This window comes from Nocardioides sp. Leaf374 (assembly GCF_916862475.1).
Classification (GTDB): Bacteria; Actinomycetota; Actinomycetes; order Propionibacteriales; family Nocardioidaceae; genus Nocardioides; species Nocardioides kribbensis.
The window spans coordinates 1-15,090 of the sequence record NZ_CAKASO010000001.1 but is presented as its reverse complement, the minus strand read 5'-3'; the positions used below and the strand labels follow the sequence as shown (position 1 = coordinate 15,090).

Here is a 15,090-nt window from a genome sequence, read left to right as displayed (position 1 = left end):
CCCGCGACGGCGGGGAGGGGCGGCAGGGTCGGGTCGTGACTGCTCCCCGACCCTAGCCGCTGCTCGGCAGCGGTGTTTCGCGGTGTGCGCCCGGGGGCACGGTGGCGTCGACGCCACCCCCACGCCGGACGAGAGGAACCCGCCATGCTGACCGGAGAATCCGAGGCGAGAGCCCGCATCGAGCGCGCCGCCGCCCAGGCAGAGGACAACTTGCGACGGGCCCAGCGGATGAACGGCGAGCTGGCCGAGGTGAGGTCGGTGGGCCACTCCCGCGACGGCGGGGCCGAGGTCACCGTCAGCGCCTCGGGCGTGCTGGTCGACCTGCACGTCACCGCGAAGCTCGCGCAGCGCCCCGCCGAGGAGATCCGCGCCGCCATCCTGCAGGCCAACGCCGAGGCCTGCTCGCAGGCCCAGCAGCAGGTGCGCGAGGTCTCCGGTCGTTGGCTGGGTGAGCGCAGCGAGTCGGCCGCGGAGATGGACCGGCACTTCGGCTCGATGCTCGACCAGGCCGCGACCCCGCCGGAGGACGGGCCGCGGGGCTCGGCGGGCAGTGGGGTGCTGCGATGAGCATCGACGTCACCCTGGGTGAGATGCGGGCCCACGCCTCGCACCTCGACGACATCGCGGAGACCGCCACCGAGGGTGTCGACGCCGGCCGCGCCGTCTCCATCCACGGCGACGCGTTCGGCCTGCTCTGCGCCTTCATCGGCGAGGCGCTGGAGCCGGTGCAGACGGTGGGCGTCGACTCGGCCAAGGCGGCGGTCGCCGGCGTGTCCGGCACCGCCGACGCCGTCCGCGGCCTGGCCGACATCTTCGGCTGGACCGACGACGTCGTGAACGACCTCTTCAACGTCTTCAAGGGGCAGTGATGACCGATCCGCTCGTGGCCCCCGAGGTCGACTCGACGGCGTGGTACACCGGCGCCGGGCCGGTGGAGAGCCTGGCGGCCAGCGGGGTGGCGCTCTCGGAGGGCGACTGGGTCGAGGGCGCGGTCAACGGCGTCTTCGGCGGCCTCGAGACGCTCGCCGACATGACCGACCCCTTCGGCGCCGTCGTCGGCATGATCGGCGGCTTCATCATGGAGCACGTCGCCCCCTTCCCCGAGTGGCTGGACCAGCTCGCCGGCAACCCCGACGAGATCCGCTCCTTCGCCACCACGTGGATGAACGTCGCCGACCACCTCGACAGCAACGCCGACGACTTCCTCGCCACCGTCCGTCGCGACGCCGGTCGGTGGGAGGGCCTCGCCGTCGACGCCTACACCGCCGCCGCGGACGCGCTCGAGGACATCCTCAAGGCCTTCGCCACCGCGATCCGCGGGGTGGGCGGCGCCACCGAGCTCGCCGGCGGCATCGTCGCCGGCGTGCGCGCCCTCGTGCGCGACGCCATCGTCGAGGTGGTCAGCTGGATCCTCGGGGCGATCTGGAAGTTCACCACCCCGTACCTCCCCAAGGGCCTGCAGGAGCTGGCCTCCACGGTCGTGGAGTGGGTCGCGAAGGTCCGGCGCTTCCTCGACGACCTGGTGTCGACCGTCAGCCAGCTCGGCACCCGCATGAACGACCTCATCGCCTCGATGGGCGACGGCGGCGCCAAGGTGTCGGAGGTGCTGGGGCGGTGGGGTCAGCTGTCGGTCGTCGAGCCCGGGTTCGACATGGACCGACTGGTGAGCTCGGTGTCACCCGGGGGCGGCGGCCTCAGCAGCCGGATCCCGACCCTCGCGAAGGTCACCTACGACGGTCTGACGGAGTCCACTAAGTACGTCAGCGACGAGTGAGGCCCCGGCTCGCGGAGGCCACGGACACCGCGAGCACGGCGACGAGCACGAGGGCCAGGGTGGGCGCGGCGACGACCCACCAGGCCCGTTCGGCGTAGCCGGCGCCCTCGGCGAGCAGCAGGCCCCACTCCGGCGAGGGCTGGCCCGGGCCGAGGCCGAGGAAGCCGAGCGAGGCCAGCGCCAGGGTCACCCCCGGCACGCGCAGCGCGGCGTGCCGCACGACGGGGCCGACGGCCCCCGGCAGCAGGTGGCACCAGGTGCGTCGCAGGGGCCCGACGCCCAGCACGGGGAGCACGGCGACGTGCGGTCGGCCGCGGGCCTCGGTCACGAGGGCCGAGGTGTGCGCGGCCAGGGGCGCCCAGCCCACGGCCGCCACCGCGACCGCCGCGCCGAGCGTCGACGGCCCGGCGAGGGCGGCCACGAGCAGCCCGGCCACGACGGGCGGGGCGGCGTTGGCGACCTCGACCGGGCCGGCCGAGAGTCGGGGCGCCAGCCCGACGACGAGGCCCACCACGAGGCACACCGCCACCACGGCGAGGGCGGTGCCGACCGTGGTGAGCGCCCCGTGGGCCAGGCGGGCGAGCAGGTCGCGTCCGCTGGCGTCGGCGCCGAGCCACAGCCCCGGCCGCGGCGCCTCGAGACGCCCGTGGGACGAGGCGTAGGGATCGCCCGGCAGCCCGGCGAGCACCATCGCCAGCAGCAGCCCCCCGGCCAGGAGCGGTACGCCGAGGGCGCGCCGGCCGGCCCGCGGGGCGGGCGCGGCGCTCGGCACGCTGGCCAGCCGCAGGGCCGGTCCGAGCAGCGCGCGCCGCAGCAGCGCCACGACGAGGCCGACCGCGACGGCCACGACGACCAGCAGCAGCACGCCGGCCTGGAGCGCCGGCACGTCCTGCGCGCTGGCCGCGCCCAGCACCGCCCGGCCCAGCCCCGGCACGGCGAAGACCTCCTCCACCGCGACCGCACCACCGAGCAGCCCGACCACGACGAGGCCGACCTGGCCCACGACCGACGGCAGCGCACGGCGTAGCACGGCGAGGGCCAGCCGGGCCCGGGAGCGCCCGACCAGCAGCCAGGTGTGCACCCACGGCTCCCCCACCACCGCGCCCACCGCGTCGGCCAGCAGGCGGCCGACCAGTCCCCCGCCGGGCAGCCCCAGCGCGAGCGCCGGCAGCACGAGGTGCTCGGGGCCCTGCCAGCCGTAGGGCGGCAGCCAGCCCAGCCACACCGCGCCCACCAGCAGCAGCACGGCGCTGAGCACGAACTCCGGGAGCGCGGTGAGCGCCACCGCGCCGACGCCGGGGCCCGCCCCGCGGTCGCCGCGCAGCCCGCCGACCAGCGCGGGCACCGCCACGACGGCCGCGACGACCAGCGCCACCACGAGCGCGGCGAGCATGAGCGTCAGCGAGACGCCGGCCGCCGACAGCAGCCCGGGGCCGACCGGGCGCCCGGAGATCCACGACGTGCCGAGGTCGCCGCGCGCCAGGCCCGCCACCCAGTCGCCCAGCACCGCGAGCGGTCCACGGTCGAGGCCGAGCTCGGCGCGCACCGCGGCCAGCGCCGCGGGCGTCGCCTCGAGCTCGGCGTACCTGGCGCGCAGGACGGTGTACTCCGCCGAGCGTCCCGAGAGCCAGGGCAGCACACCCACGAGCACGAGCACGCCCAGCCCGGCGCCCAGGCGCGAGGCGGTGACCAGGGCCGCCGCGCGCGTCATCCGACGGAGGTCGAGGCGTCCACCAGGGCGCGCTCGCGGGGGTCGCGCAGGGCGTCCTCGACGCGCTCCGACTCGCCCTGGACCACTCGCTCGTGCAGCAGCGGCACGACGGCGTCGGCGCCGAGCACCAGGGCTTCGACGGCCATCGTGGCGGCCTGCCGCGCGGGGCCGACCGGCAGCGCCGCGGCCTCCTCGAGGGCGGCGTCGACGTCCTCGTCGCAGAGCTGGGCGATGTTGAAGGAGCCCTCGCAGGCGAAGTCGCTGTAGAGGTAGGCCACCGGGTCGCCCGAGTCGAGCACGGTGGCACGGGAGAGGATGAAGGCGTCGAAGGCGCCGTCGAGGGCGTCGGCCTCGATGAACTGGTACTCCCGCACGTCCTGCTCGACCTCGAAGCCCACCGCCTCCAGCTCCTGCTCGAGCAGCACGGCCACCTCGGGCAGCTCGGCGCGGTCGGTGAAGGTGCCGAGGCTGATCTCCACCCCGTCGACCGGCGCCGGCTCGGGCCGCTCGCCCAGCAGCGCGGCGTAGGCGTCGTCGCGCAGGTCGGCGGCCCACGGGATCGCGGGGCCGAGCAGACCCTCGGCCTCGTCGGCGCGGCCCTCGTAGACGTCGGCGACGAGCCGGGCCCGGTCGATGGCCGTGCGGGCCGCGGCCCGCACGGCCGGGTCGGCGAAGGGGCCCTCGGAGGTGTTGAGGTAGAGCGTGTTGGTGCGCGGCATCGGCACCTCGTGGATGAGCGCGGGGTCGATCTGCGGCAGCTGGCCCACCGGCACGGCCTCCACCACGTCGGCCTCCCCGGTGCGCAGCGCCGCGGCGCGCGCGGTGCCGTCGGGCACGTAGGAGACGTCGAGGCCCGCGGCCTGCGCCGGCTCGCCCCAGTAGTCCTCGAAGCGCTCCAGCGTCGCGCCCGCCGTGCCGGCCACCTCGGTCAGCTCGTAGGGCCCGGTGCCGGTGCCCACGGGCGACACCGTCCCGTCCGGGGCGTACGCCGAGGCCGCCAGCACCGCCAGCTGCGGGCTCGACAGCCGCTGCGGCACCAGCGGGTCGGGCTCGCCGGTGGTCACCACCAGGGTGTCGCCGTCGGCCTCGGCGGTGAGGGTGACCCCGTCGAGGATCCGCGGCGGCGGGCTGGCCTCGGCCGCGGCGGTGAGCGAGGCGGCCGCCTGCTCGGCGGTCAGCTCCGTGCCGTCGTGGAAGGTGACCCCGTCGCGCACCGCGAAGCGCCAGGTCAGGTCGTCGGCCTGCTCCCAGGAGGTGGCCAGGCCCGGGAGGGCGCCGCCCTCGTCGTCGAGGGTCACCAGCGTCTCGGCGGTGCTCCAGCGCGAGAGCTTGAAGGCGTCGTCGGACAGCGGGCTCAGCCCCGAGCGCGGCGGCTGCAGCATGGCCAGGCGGATCCGGTCGTCGCCGCCCCCGCCGCCCCCGGCGTCCTGGGCGCCCGGGGCTCCACCGCAGGCGGTGACGGAGGCCAGCAGCACCGCTGCGGCGACGAGGTGGGAGGGACGGGGCGTGCGGATCATGCGGGGCTCTCTTCTCGGGTGGCTTCTCGGGTGGCTTCTCGGGTGGCTTCTCGGGTGGTGGGTGAGGACAGGTCGCGGGCGCCGACGAGGGCGCGGGTGGCGGGGTGGGTGGGCCGGGCGAGGAGGTGCGTGGTGGGGCCCTCCTCGACGACGCGGCCGGCGTCGAGCACGACGACGCGCTCGCAGGTCCGCTCGACGGCCTCGAGGTCGTGGCAGACCAGCAGCAGCCCGATCCCGTCGAGGCCGGCGATCACGTCGAGCACGTGGTCGCGCAGGCCGTGGTCGAGGCCGCTGACCGGCTCGTCGGCCAGCAGCAGGCGTGCCCCGCAGGCCAGGGCGCGGGCCACGGCGACCCGCTGGGCCTGGCCGCCGCTGAGCTCGCCGGGGCGTCGGTGCCAGAGCTCCTCGTCGAGGCCGACGCGGGCCAGGGCGGCCCGGGCGGTGCCCACCGGGTCGCCGGGCACGCCCAAGCGGCGCGCCGGCTCGGCGACCAGGCGCTCCACGCGGTGGCGGGGGTCGAGGGAGGCGGCCGGGTGCTGGGGCACGTACTGCACCGCGCGGCGGTACCACCGCAGCGAACGCACCGACCCCGGTCGCACGGCGCGACCGTCGAGGGCGACCTCGCCGCGTCCGGGGGCCAGCAGCGCCAGCGCGACCTGGAGCAGGGTGGTCTTGCCCGCGCCGGAGCGACCGACCAGGCCCACCCGCTCCCCCGGAGCGAGCCGGAGGGTGACGTCGTCGAGCGCCGGCGTGCTCGCGCCGCGGTGGTGGCCCGGGTGGTGGTGGGTGACCCCGCGCAGCTCCAGGCCGCTCACGCCACGCGCCCCTCGGCCAGGGCCACCGAGCGCGAGCAGAGCCGCGCGGCGACCTCGCGGTCGTGGGTGACCAGCAGCAGGGCGGCGCCGCTGCCCTCGCAGTGGCGCTCGAGCAGGTCGACGACGCGGGCCCGGGCCACCGCGTCGAGGGCGGTGGTGGGCTCGTCGGCCACCAGCAGCCGGGGGGCGCAGACCAGCGCGAGCACGGTGCAGACCCGCTGGAGCTGCCCGCCGGAGAGCGCGGCGGGGTGGCGCCCGAGCAGCGCCGCGGGGTCGGCCAGGTCGGCCTGGCCCATCAGGTCGAGCACGAGGTCCCTTGCGGCCCCGCGGGTGAGGCCGCGGCGGGCCCGGGCGGCCTCGACGAGCTGCACCCCGACGCGCACCAGCGGGTTGAGCGCGGTCGCCGAGGCCTGGTGCACCGCGGCCAGGCCCGCGCGCTCGCGGCGGGTGCGGCCGAGGCGGCGGCGCAGGTCGACCGGGCGGCCCTCGAGCACCAGCCGCCCGGAGGCGGCGTACGCGGGGCCGAGGGTGCCGAGCACGGCGGCCGCGGTGAGGCTCTTGCCGGAGCCCGACGGGCCGACCAGCGCGACCCGCTCCCCCGCCGCCACGGCGAGGTCGACGCCCGCCACGAGCCTGCGCGTCGCGACGCGCACGTCGAGTCCCTCCAGCTCCAGCACGTCGCCCCCCGGCCCCTCGGCGCCAGCAGGCGCAATGATTATCGTTCTCATTAAGCCTGCCAGACCACTCCCCCGCCCGTCACATCGGGCCTTGCGCCACCCCGGGGCGGGTGGCATGGTGAAGCAGCCCCGAGCGATCGCTCGGCCCACGTTCAGGAGCCTCGTGTCCGATCACCCCGATCTCGTCCTGCCCGCCCCCTCGGCCCGCGCCGTCGAGCTGCACGACCGGATGGTCGCGTTCATGCGCGACCACGTGCTGCCCGCCGAGACCACCTACGCCGAGCAGGCCTTCGCCGGCGGCCCCGACGACCACCGCGTGCCGGCGGTCATCGAGGACCTCAAGCGCACCGCCCGCGAGCAGGGGCTGTGGAACCTCTTCCTCCCCCACGAGTCCGGGCTCACCCAGCTGGAGTACGCCCCGATCGCGGAGCTGTCCGGCTGGAGCAACGACCTCGGCCCCGAGGCCATCAACTGCCAGGCGCCCGACACCGGCAACATGGAGCTGCTGCACCTGCTCGGCACCGAGGCCCAGCAGGAGCGCTGGCTGCGCCCGCTGCTCGACGGCGAGATCCGCTCGGCCTTCGCGATGACCGAGCCCGACGTCGCCAGCAGCGACGCCACCAACATCGCCACCCGCATCGAGCGCGACGGCGACGAGTACGTCGTCAACGGCCGCAAGTGGTGGACCTCGGGGGCCATGGACCCCCGCTGCGCACTCTTCGTGGTCATGGGCAAGACCGACCCCGAGGCCGTCCGGCACCGCCAGCAGACCATGGTGATCGTGCCGCGCGAGACCGCCGGGGTCACCGTGGTGCGCGACCTGCCCGTCTTCGGGCACCACGACCAGCACGGCCACGCCGTCGTCACCTTCGAGGACGTCCGGGTGCCGGTCGCCAATGTCGTGGGCGAGGAGGGGGGCGGCTTCGCCGCCGCCCAGGCCCGGCTCGGCCCCGGCCGGATCCACCACTGCATGCGCGCCCTCGGTGCCGCCGAGCGCGCGCTGGCGCTGCTCGTCGCCCGCGCCCAGCAGCGCGTCGCCTTCGGCTCGCCGCTGGCCGACCAGGGCGTGGTGCGTCAGCAGATCGCCGAGTCGCGCCTGGAGATCGACCAGGCCCGCCTGCTGTGCCACCGCGCCTGCCACGTCATCGACACCCAGGGCAACAAGGCGGCCGCCTCCCTGGTCGCGATGGCCAAGGTCGCGGTGCCCCGCGCCGCCACCGCCGTCATCGACCGGGCCATCCAGGTGCACGGCGGGGCCGGCGTCACCGACGTCACGCCGCTCGCCGCGATGTACGGCTGGCACCGCGCCATGCGCCTCTTCGACGGTCCCGACGAGGTCCACCTGCGCTCGATCGCCAAGGCCGAGCTGGGCCGCGAGCCCGTCCTGCCGCCGGGCTCCACCCGGGTCTGAGCCGGCTGCGGGGCCGGCGGCGGGGCCGGCCGACGCCGGCTAGCCCCGCAGCTCGCGGCGCAGGATCTTGCCGGTGACGGTCTTGGGCAGCTCGTCGATGACGACGACCTGGCGGGGGTACTTGTAGGCCGCCATGCGCTCCTTGCAGTGCGCGATGAGCTCCTCGGGGGTGGCGCTCGCGCCGGCCTTGAGGCTGACGAAGGCCTTGACGGTCTCGCCCCGCACCTCGTCGGGCACCCCGACGACGGCGGCCTCGCGCACGGCGTCGTGCTCGGCGAGGACGTCCTCGACCTCGCGCGGCCAGACCTTGTAGCCGGAGGCGTTGATCATGTCCTTCTTGCGGTCGACGATGAAGATCCAGCCCTCGGGGTCCATGAACCCCACGTCGCCGGACCGCAGCGCCCCGCCGGGCAGGTTGGCCGCGGTCTCCTCGGGCTTGCCCCAGTAGCCGGCCACGACCTGGGGCCCGTCGGCCACGATCTCGCCGACCTCGCCCAGCGGCAGGTCCTCGCCGTCCTCTCCCACGATCCGCACGACCGTGCTCGGCACGGGCACGCCGACCGAGAGCGCCCCGGAGGTCGGGTCGACCGGCGAGGGGGCGCCGAAGGGCGTGAGCGTCATCGGGCTGGTGGTCTCGGTGAGGCCGTAGGCGTTGTGCACCTGGAGCCCGGTGCGGGCCTTGAAGGCCCTCTCCGCGGTCGGCGAGATGGCCGCGCCGCCGGAGTAGACCGAGGTGAAGGAGGCGAAGTGGTCCTCGGTGAAGTCCGGGGAGTTGAAGAGCGCGTTGAAGGCCGTGATCGCCCCGATCGTGTACGTCGGCCGGTGCTCCAGCAGCGCGTCGAGCACGACCTGCGGCTCGAAGCGGTAGGCCAGCACCAGCGGCAGGGGCGCGGCGAAGCTGATCGCGATGTGGCCGATCAGCCCGGTGATGTGGAAGAGCGGGGCGATGCCGAAGACCGAGCCGCCGCGGGCGAAGCGCGCCCGGTCGCGGTAGACGCGCGCGGTGAAGACGACGTTGCGGTGGGTGTTCATCGCCCCCTTCGGCACCCCGGTCGTGCCCGAGGTGTAGGTCAGGAAGGCCACGTCGTCGGGCGCCAGTTCCACCGGCGGGGGCCGCTGGCCCCGGCGGGCCTCGAGGAACTCCACGAGGTCGTCGGTGCCGGCGTGGCGCTGGCGGGTGACACCGGCGAAGAGCCGCGGGTCGTGACGGGTCTGGTAGTCGAGCTCGCTGGTGGTGAGCACCAGCTCGACCGAGGATCCCGGCACGACGTCGCGCGCCACCTCGTCGTAGAGCGTCTCGAGCGCGACGAGCACCCGCGCCCCGGAGTCCTGGAGCAGGTAGGTCAGCTCCCGGGCCCGGCTCATCGGGTTGATCGAGACCATGACCCCGCCGGCCTTCCAGGTCGCCAGCAGGCACACCACGAACTGCGGCACGTTCTGCAGGTAGACCGCGAGCCGGTCGCCGCGCTCGAAGCCGCTGTCGAGCAGCGCCACGGCGAGCGCGTCGCTCTGGGCGTCGAGCTCCTCGCGGGTCAGCACGCCGTCGAAGTACCGCACGGCGTCACCGGTCGGGTCGGCGGCGAGACCGGCGCGGAACATGGCCAGGCCGTCGGTGTGCTCGGGCTCGAGGTCGGCGGGCTCGCCGGCATAGAGCCCGAGCCACGGGCGCTCGTCGTAGACGCTCATCGGGTCCGCGCGCCCCTCACTTGACGACGATCGGGTTGACCGGGGCACCGCTGCCCCGGGCGACCTTGAGCGGGGCGGCGGCGTAGAAGAACTCGTAGCGGCCGTCCTCGGCGCAGTCGGCCGCGAGCGCCTCGAGGTCGGCGATCTCGGTGAGCGTGACGCCGAGGTTGCGCATCAGGGCGTTGTGCAGCACGAGGGCGACGCCGTTGTTGGGGTCGAAGGTGACCTCGTTGGCGATGGTGTCGGTGACGAGGTTGGGGATCTCCATGTCGGCGAACCACTGCACGAGCTCGGGGCTGTAGACCAGGCCCGGCTCGCAGAAGCCCTCGTAGAACTTGTCGCCGAGCTCGAAGAAGAGCTGGAGGTAGTTGGTGCGGATGATGAGGATGTCGCGCTTGCGCAGTTCGACGCCCTGCGCCTCGGCGCAGGCGAGGAGGTCCTCGTGGGTGTAGGTCTCGGCCGCGGCCAGCGTCTCCTTGCCGCGGAAGCGGGCCATGTCGAGCAGCACCGCGCGACCGACCACGCCCCGCTCGGCGATGGGCTGGATGCTGGCCTTGTCGAGGCCGCCGATGGTGGTGCGTGCGTCGTAGCCGTTCCAGAGCTGCCCGCCGTACCAGACGTGGCCCAGGGCGTCGTACTGCGTGGAGCCCTGGAGGAAGGCGTTGATCTTGTCGTCGGCGTAGTGCAGACCGCCGGGGAAGGCGGGCCCGTCGTCGCCGTCCCAGTTCGACTCGTCGAGGATCTGGGTGCGCTCGGCCGGGGTGCGGCCGGGCCACACCGGGTCGCCCTTCGGGTCGCCGATGAGGCGCTGGAGGGTGAAGACCTTGCCCGAGCTGATCAGCCCGGCGGCCGCGACGACCTGCTCGGGGCCGAGGTAGTTCAGCCCGCCGACCTCGTCGTCGGGACCCCACTTGCCCCAGTTGGTGGGCGAGTCCTTGAGGAGCTCGTCGAGCGGGGGCACGGTGGAGTCGGTCATCTGTCCTCCTGGACGCACGGGTCGAGCGAGCGAACGCACACTCGGGTTTCACTATGACGCGCCTCACAGTGCAAGACCGTTGGACCGCTGTCAAGGGTCGAGCAGGCCCTGGCGACGCGCCTCGGCGCGGCGGAGGAATTCAGGGATGCTGAAACGTGCGACTTGTGTCAGGATCGTCGCCGCGCCCGACCGCCACGCGGTCCGGACCCGAGAGGAGCCAGCGATCACCGACCCCACCCCCGACCACCGCTCCGCCCTCGGCCTGGCCGTGAGGGCGCTGCGGCACCGCCGCGGCCTGACGCTGCGTCAGCTCGCCGACGTGCTCGGTGTCAGCTCGGCCACGCTGAGCGCGATCGAGAACGGCAAGACCGGGGTCTCCAGCGAGCGTGTCGCCCACCTGGCCGAGGCCCTCGAGGTGCCGGTCGACCACCTCTTCGGCGCCACCGGCGACGGCCCGGCGGGCGCCGCGCCCCCGCGATCGGCGCCCTCGGTCGAGGACTGGCGCCACCTGCCGCCGCTCGAGCTCGACGCCGCGCTGGCGGGGGCGCTGTCGTCCTTCCTGGAGTTCGGCTACCACGGCGCGACCATGCGCACGATCGCCGAGCGGGCCGGGCTCTCGGTGCCCGGCCTGTACCACTACTACGCCAGCAAGCAGGAGATGCTGGTCGCGCTCCTCGACCTCACCATGCACGACCTCCAGGCCCGCACCGCCGCTGCCCTGGCCGAGGGGCACGACCCCGTCAGCCGCTTCACCCACCTCGTGGAGTGCCTCGCGCTCTACCACACCCACCGCCGCGAGCTGGCCTTCGTCGGGGCCTCGGAGATGCGCAGCCTGGAGCCCGGCGCGCGCGAGCGGGTGGCCGCCCTGCGCCGCGCCGAGCAGGCGCTGGTCGACGTCGAGGTCGAGGCCGGGGTGCGCGCCGGCGTCTTCGCCACGACCCGCCCCCACGAGGCCGCCCGCGCGGTCGTCACGATGTGCACGGCCCTGGCGCAGTGGTTCCGCCGCGACGGCGCCGCCACCGCCGAGCAGGTCGCCGAGCAGTACGTCGACTTCGCCCTCGGACTCGTCCGCCACAACCCCTCGCGCGCGGCTCAGCGCTGAGCCGGCTCCAGCCCCAGCCACGCCGCGAGGCGCTCGACCTCCGTCTCGACCCGCCCTCGCAGGTCGGCGTCGAAGGGCACGTCCTCGTGCACGGCGTCGACGTGCAGGACTCCCCCACGACGGTCGGCGGTGGCGTCGACCTTCCCCACGAGGCGCTCCCCGTCGAGCACCGGCAGCGCCCAGTAGCCCCAGCGCCGTGAGGCGGCCGGCTTGTACATCTCCAGCACGTAGTCGAAGGCGAAGAGGTCGGTGAGGCGACGGCGGTCCTTGACCACCGCGTCCAGCGGCGAGAGCAGCACCGTGCGCCCGGCCAGGGGCTCGTCGGCGCGCGCCAGGGCGGCGGGGTCGACCCGCCAGCGACCGCGCAGGCCCTCGACCACGGCCGGCTCCCCCGGCGGGGCGCCGAGGGCGGCGGCCCCCGAGCGCTGCCGGTCGAGGCCCAGCGAGACGAGGGTGCGGCGCGCGCGCTCGGACCAGGCCTGCTCCAGCGGCACCGGCGCCTGGTCGAGGTAGACGCGCTCGGCGAGGTCCCACAGCGCCTCCCTGCCCTCGCGACCGGCCGCGGCGACCTCGCCGCGCTGCACCAGGAGGTCGAGCAGGCGGCGCAGCGAGCGGTCGTCGTTCCACCCGCTCGAGGTCCACCGCACCGCGAACCGCGTGGTCAGCGCGCTCGTCGGCAGCGGGCCGTCGGTGCGCAGCCGGTCGAGCACCTCACGGCGGCTCTCGTCGTTGGCCTCGACCCACCCGGCGAGCCGCTCCTGCCAGGGCCGCAGCTCCCCCGGCCCGGGCCAGGCCGCCATCTCGGCGCGCCACAGGGCGACGTCCTCGGCCGGCACGGCGAAGCCACGCAGGTCGACCACCCGCTGCTGGGCCAGCAGGTCCTCGAGCTCGCGGGGGTCGTAGTCGTCGCCGATCCGGCTCCAGAGCACGAGGTCGGCGCTCGGCGCGACCACCGCCGTGGGATCGAGCTGGAGGCGGGTCAGGTGGCGCAGCGTCGCGAGCACGTCGTCGGGCCGCGGGCGACCGAGCAGCTGGGCCCGCAGCGTGATCCGCCGGGCCTGCTCCTGCGAGAGCCGGTGCACCTGCGCCATGCGGCGACCCTAGGCCCCCACCGGCGGCCGGGGCCACGGCCGGGCCGACCGGATCGGTCCGCGATGATCGGGCGCGAGGGGTGCCCGGCCAGCGAGGCTGGTGAGCGGAAGGAGGGACCCGTGATCGCCGTACTCAACCTCACCGTCGACGCCGTCGAGGCCCAGCTCGCCGACGACCCCTCGCTGGCCGTCGACGTCGCCGCGCTCGCCGCCCGCGGCGGCACCAGCGAGCACCACCTGCGCCGGATGTTCGCGTCGCTGGCGGGCATGCCCCTGTCGGACTACGTGCGGCGCCGACGCATGTCGCTGGCCGCGGCCGACCTGGTCGGCACCGACGACGACCTGCTCACCATCGCGGTCCGCCACGGCTACGGCTCGACCGAGGCCTTCGGGCGGGCGTTCCGCGCGGTGCACGGCGACGGTCCGGGCGACGTACGACGCCACGGGGGTCCCACACGCACACAACCACGGCTCAGGTTCCACCTGAGCGTCGAAGGGAGCGTCCCCATGGACACCCGCATCGTCACCCTGCCCGCCCTGCACCTGGTGGGCCACGCCGCGCGCGTGCCGTTGGTCCACGAGGGGGTCAACCAGGCCATCGCCGACCACGTCGCCTCCATCCCCGCAGGGTCCTTGGAGGGCCTGAGGCGCCTCAACGACGTCGAGCCGCGGGGCGTGCTGTCGGTCAGCGACGACCTCGACCCCGACCGCGCCGAGGGCACCGGGCTCACCTACCTCCAGGGCGTCGCCACCACGTCGGCTCCCCCGGCGGGCCTCGACGTCCTCGAGGTGGCGGCCGGCACCTGGGCGGTCTTCCGCACCGAGGGCCCGCACCCCGCCGCGCTGCAGGACACGTGGGCCGCCACCGCCACCTCGTGGTTCCCCTCCCAGCCGTGGCGCCTGCGCCCCGGCCCCGAGATCGTGGCGGTGCAGGCCTACGACGCCGCGGCCGGCACCGCGACGTGCGACCTGTGGCTGCCGGTCGAGCCCGCCTAGGGGCTGGTCGGACCCCGGTGGCAGAAGCAGCAGAGCCCCCTCGGCGGTGCCGAGGGGGCTCTGCGTCAAGAGGGCTGGACCGCGGTGAGGCTGCGGACCGGTAGGTGGTGGAGCTGGCGGGAATCGAACCCGCGTCCTCGAGCGTCGAACCAGGTCTTCTCCGGGTGCAGTCTGCGATGTCGCTTTTCTCGGCCCCGGCGCTCGCGCAGACGCGTCGCCGACAGGCCCAGTCAGGATTGAGTCCCGATCAACCCCCCTGACAGGAGTTGAGCAGCAAGTCTCCTAGATGACGCCAGGGTCCGGGACGGAGACGGATGCCCGGTCTGACGCTTCGATCACCGCTCAGGCGGCGAGAGCGAAGGAACTGCGCTTAGCGTTGGCAGTTATTGGTTTCCAGCGATCGTTTACGAGATGACGCTGGCTCCTCGACCCGCTTCCCCTGGGACTAACGTCCCAAGTCGAAACCGATCAGCCCCTCTTGAGTTGTGGTGCTCGTCCATCCTAGCGCGCCCGCGCCGCCGGTTGTTCCCGGCGACGTCGGGCGTGGGGCCACTCAGCCGCCCGTGCCCTCGAGCAGGTAGTCGCGCACCGGGGTCGCGAGGTCCTCGTCGCCCTCGAGCTCGGTCTCGTTGCCCCCGCTGGAGACGACCGCGGCCTGCTCCTCGCCGTCGTCGCAGGAGCCCTCGAGCAGGCCCACCCGGGCGTCGTTGACCGAGAACACCAGCGCGATCGCCGGGTCGGTGTCCTGGATGCAGACCTCCTGGTCGGTCTTCTCGAAGCGGCCGACCGACACGCCCTCGGGAAAGTCGGCCTGGGCGTTGAAGTCCTCCGCGGAGTCGTAGCCGCCCTCGGGGGCCTGCTGCTCGAAGAGCACGGTGATGAGGTCGACGTAGTCCTGGCCGGTCGCCTCGGCGCCGGAGTCGTCGCCGGAGTCCTCCGCGGGCTCCGAGGCGTCCTCGGAGGAGGACTCCGAGGTGGAGGCGCTGGCGTCGCCCTCCGGCTCGGCGGAGTCGTCGGACCCGCCGCAGGCGGTCAGCGACAGCGCCATGACGGCGGCGGGGACGAGGGCGAGCGTGCGGCGCACGGCGGAGCGGGAGGTCATGGTGTCCTTCGGATCGGGTGAGGACGCAGTACGACGCCCCACGCCCACTGTCCCACCCGCTGTCCCCGGTGGTGGAGGAGGGAGCCCCAGCGCCCCCGGTGGTGGAGGAGGGAGCGCCAGCGACCGTCTCGAAACCACGGCCCCGCACGGTGGTTGAGGAGGGAGCGCCAGCGACCGTCTCGAAACCACGGCCCCGCACGGTGGTTGAGGAGGGAGCGCCAGCGACCGTCTC

14 protein-coding genes and 1 other RNA gene are annotated in these 15,090 nt (G+C 74.8%); 6 read left to right on the top strand and 9 right to left on the bottom strand.

What is annotated here, in order from left to right:
* Window positions 1-144 precede the first annotated feature (144 nt).
* From LPA27_RS00075 to LPA27_RS00065, 3 genes are read left to right on the top strand one after another with little or no spacing between them, the layout of a single operon-like run.
* On the top strand, window positions 145-567 hold the full coding sequence (locus LPA27_RS00075) for a YbaB/EbfC family nucleoid-associated protein (RefSeq protein WP_082502733.1): 423 nt from the start codon (window positions 145-147) through the stop codon (window positions 565-567).
* Window positions 564-869, top strand: a complete 306-nt coding sequence (locus tag LPA27_RS00070) for a type VII secretion target (protein WP_228941069.1) — start codon at window positions 564-566, stop codon at window positions 867-869. Before LPA27_RS00075 ends, LPA27_RS00070 begins: the two co-directional genes overlap by 4 nt.
* Window positions 869-1,774 carry a WXG100 family type VII secretion target gene (locus LPA27_RS00065; protein WP_228941068.1) on the top strand — a complete coding sequence of 302 codons (906 nt, stop codon included), beginning with the start codon at window positions 869-871 and terminating at the stop codon, window positions 1,772-1,774. The genes LPA27_RS00070 and LPA27_RS00065 overlap by 1 nt, the downstream gene beginning before the upstream one ends.
* Here LPA27_RS00065 and LPA27_RS00060 read toward each other — a convergent pair.
* From LPA27_RS00060 to LPA27_RS00045, 4 genes are read right to left on the bottom strand one after another with little or no spacing between them, the layout of a single operon-like run.
* Complete coding sequence (locus LPA27_RS00060; protein WP_228941067.1) at window positions 1,761-3,485, bottom strand: ABC transporter permease subunit; 1,725 nt, start codon at window positions 3,483-3,485, stop codon at window positions 1,761-1,763. The genes LPA27_RS00065 and LPA27_RS00060 overlap by 14 nt on opposite strands.
* Window positions 3,482-5,002 (bottom strand): ABC transporter substrate-binding protein, encoded by a 1,521-nt coding sequence (locus tag LPA27_RS00055; protein WP_228941066.1) that lies wholly within the window; start codon window positions 5,000-5,002, stop codon window positions 3,482-3,484. Before LPA27_RS00055 ends, LPA27_RS00060 begins: the two co-directional genes overlap by 4 nt.
* Window positions 4,999-5,817 (bottom strand): ABC transporter ATP-binding protein, encoded by an 819-nt coding sequence (locus tag LPA27_RS00050; RefSeq protein ID WP_228941065.1) that lies wholly within the window; start codon window positions 5,815-5,817, stop codon window positions 4,999-5,001. Before LPA27_RS00050 ends, LPA27_RS00055 begins: the two co-directional genes overlap by 4 nt.
* Entirely contained in the window at window positions 5,814-6,545 is a 732-nt protein-coding gene (locus tag LPA27_RS00045) for an ATP-binding cassette domain-containing protein (RefSeq protein WP_228941064.1), read from the bottom strand. Before LPA27_RS00045 ends, LPA27_RS00050 begins: the two co-directional genes overlap by 4 nt.
* Window positions 6,546-6,657: 112 nt before the next feature.
* On the opposite strand from LPA27_RS00045, the gene LPA27_RS00040 reads away from it, so the two are divergent.
* Window positions 6,658-7,905 carry an acyl-CoA dehydrogenase family protein gene (locus tag LPA27_RS00040; RefSeq protein ID WP_228941063.1) on the top strand — a complete coding sequence of 416 codons (1,248 nt, stop codon included), beginning with the start codon at window positions 6,658-6,660 and terminating at the stop codon, window positions 7,903-7,905.
* A gap of 39 nt (window positions 7,906-7,944) precedes the next feature.
* Here the strand turns inward: LPA27_RS00040 and LPA27_RS00035 are convergent, their stop codons facing one another.
* A complete protein-coding gene (locus LPA27_RS00035) occupies window positions 7,945-9,591 on the bottom strand; it encodes an AMP-binding protein (RefSeq protein WP_228941062.1) in 1,647 nt (548 codons plus the stop codon).
* 16 nt (window positions 9,592-9,607) lie between these two features.
* Entirely contained in the window at window positions 9,608-10,567 is a 960-nt protein-coding gene (locus LPA27_RS00030; protein WP_056863625.1) for a cyclase family protein, read from the bottom strand.
* A gap of 145 nt (window positions 10,568-10,712) precedes the next feature.
* Between LPA27_RS00030 and LPA27_RS00025 the strand changes: the two genes are divergently transcribed.
* Window positions 10,713-11,669, top strand: a complete 957-nt coding sequence (locus tag LPA27_RS00025) for a TetR family transcriptional regulator (protein ID WP_228941061.1) — start codon at window positions 10,713-10,715, stop codon at window positions 11,667-11,669.
* On the opposite strand, the gene LPA27_RS00020 is transcribed toward LPA27_RS00025, so the two are convergent.
* The gene (locus tag LPA27_RS00020) at window positions 11,660-12,760 is read right to left on the bottom strand and encodes a DNA glycosylase AlkZ-like family protein (RefSeq protein ID WP_228941060.1); all 1,101 of its coding nucleotides are present in this window, start codon (window positions 12,758-12,760) and stop codon (window positions 11,660-11,662) included. The two genes, LPA27_RS00025 and LPA27_RS00020, sit on opposite strands and share 10 nt — an antisense overlap.
* A gap of 120 nt (window positions 12,761-12,880) precedes the next feature.
* Here LPA27_RS00020 and LPA27_RS00015 point away from each other — a divergent pair, with 120 nt between their 5' ends.
* The gene (locus LPA27_RS00015; protein ID WP_228941059.1) at window positions 12,881-13,756 is read left to right on the top strand and encodes an AraC family transcriptional regulator; all 876 of its coding nucleotides are present in this window, start codon (window positions 12,881-12,883) and stop codon (window positions 13,754-13,756) included.
* Window positions 13,757-13,861: 105 nt separating this feature from the next.
* Here LPA27_RS00015 and ssrA read toward each other — a convergent pair.
* Both ssrA and LPA27_RS00005 read right to left on the bottom strand, forming a co-directional pair.
* Window positions 13,862-14,232, bottom strand: a transfer-messenger RNA (tmRNA) gene (ssrA, locus tag LPA27_RS00010).
* Between the two features lie 77 nt (window positions 14,233-14,309).
* Complete coding sequence (locus LPA27_RS00005; RefSeq protein WP_056863623.1) at window positions 14,310-14,858, bottom strand: hypothetical protein; 549 nt, start codon at window positions 14,856-14,858, stop codon at window positions 14,310-14,312.
* Window positions 14,859-15,090 lie beyond the last annotated feature (232 nt).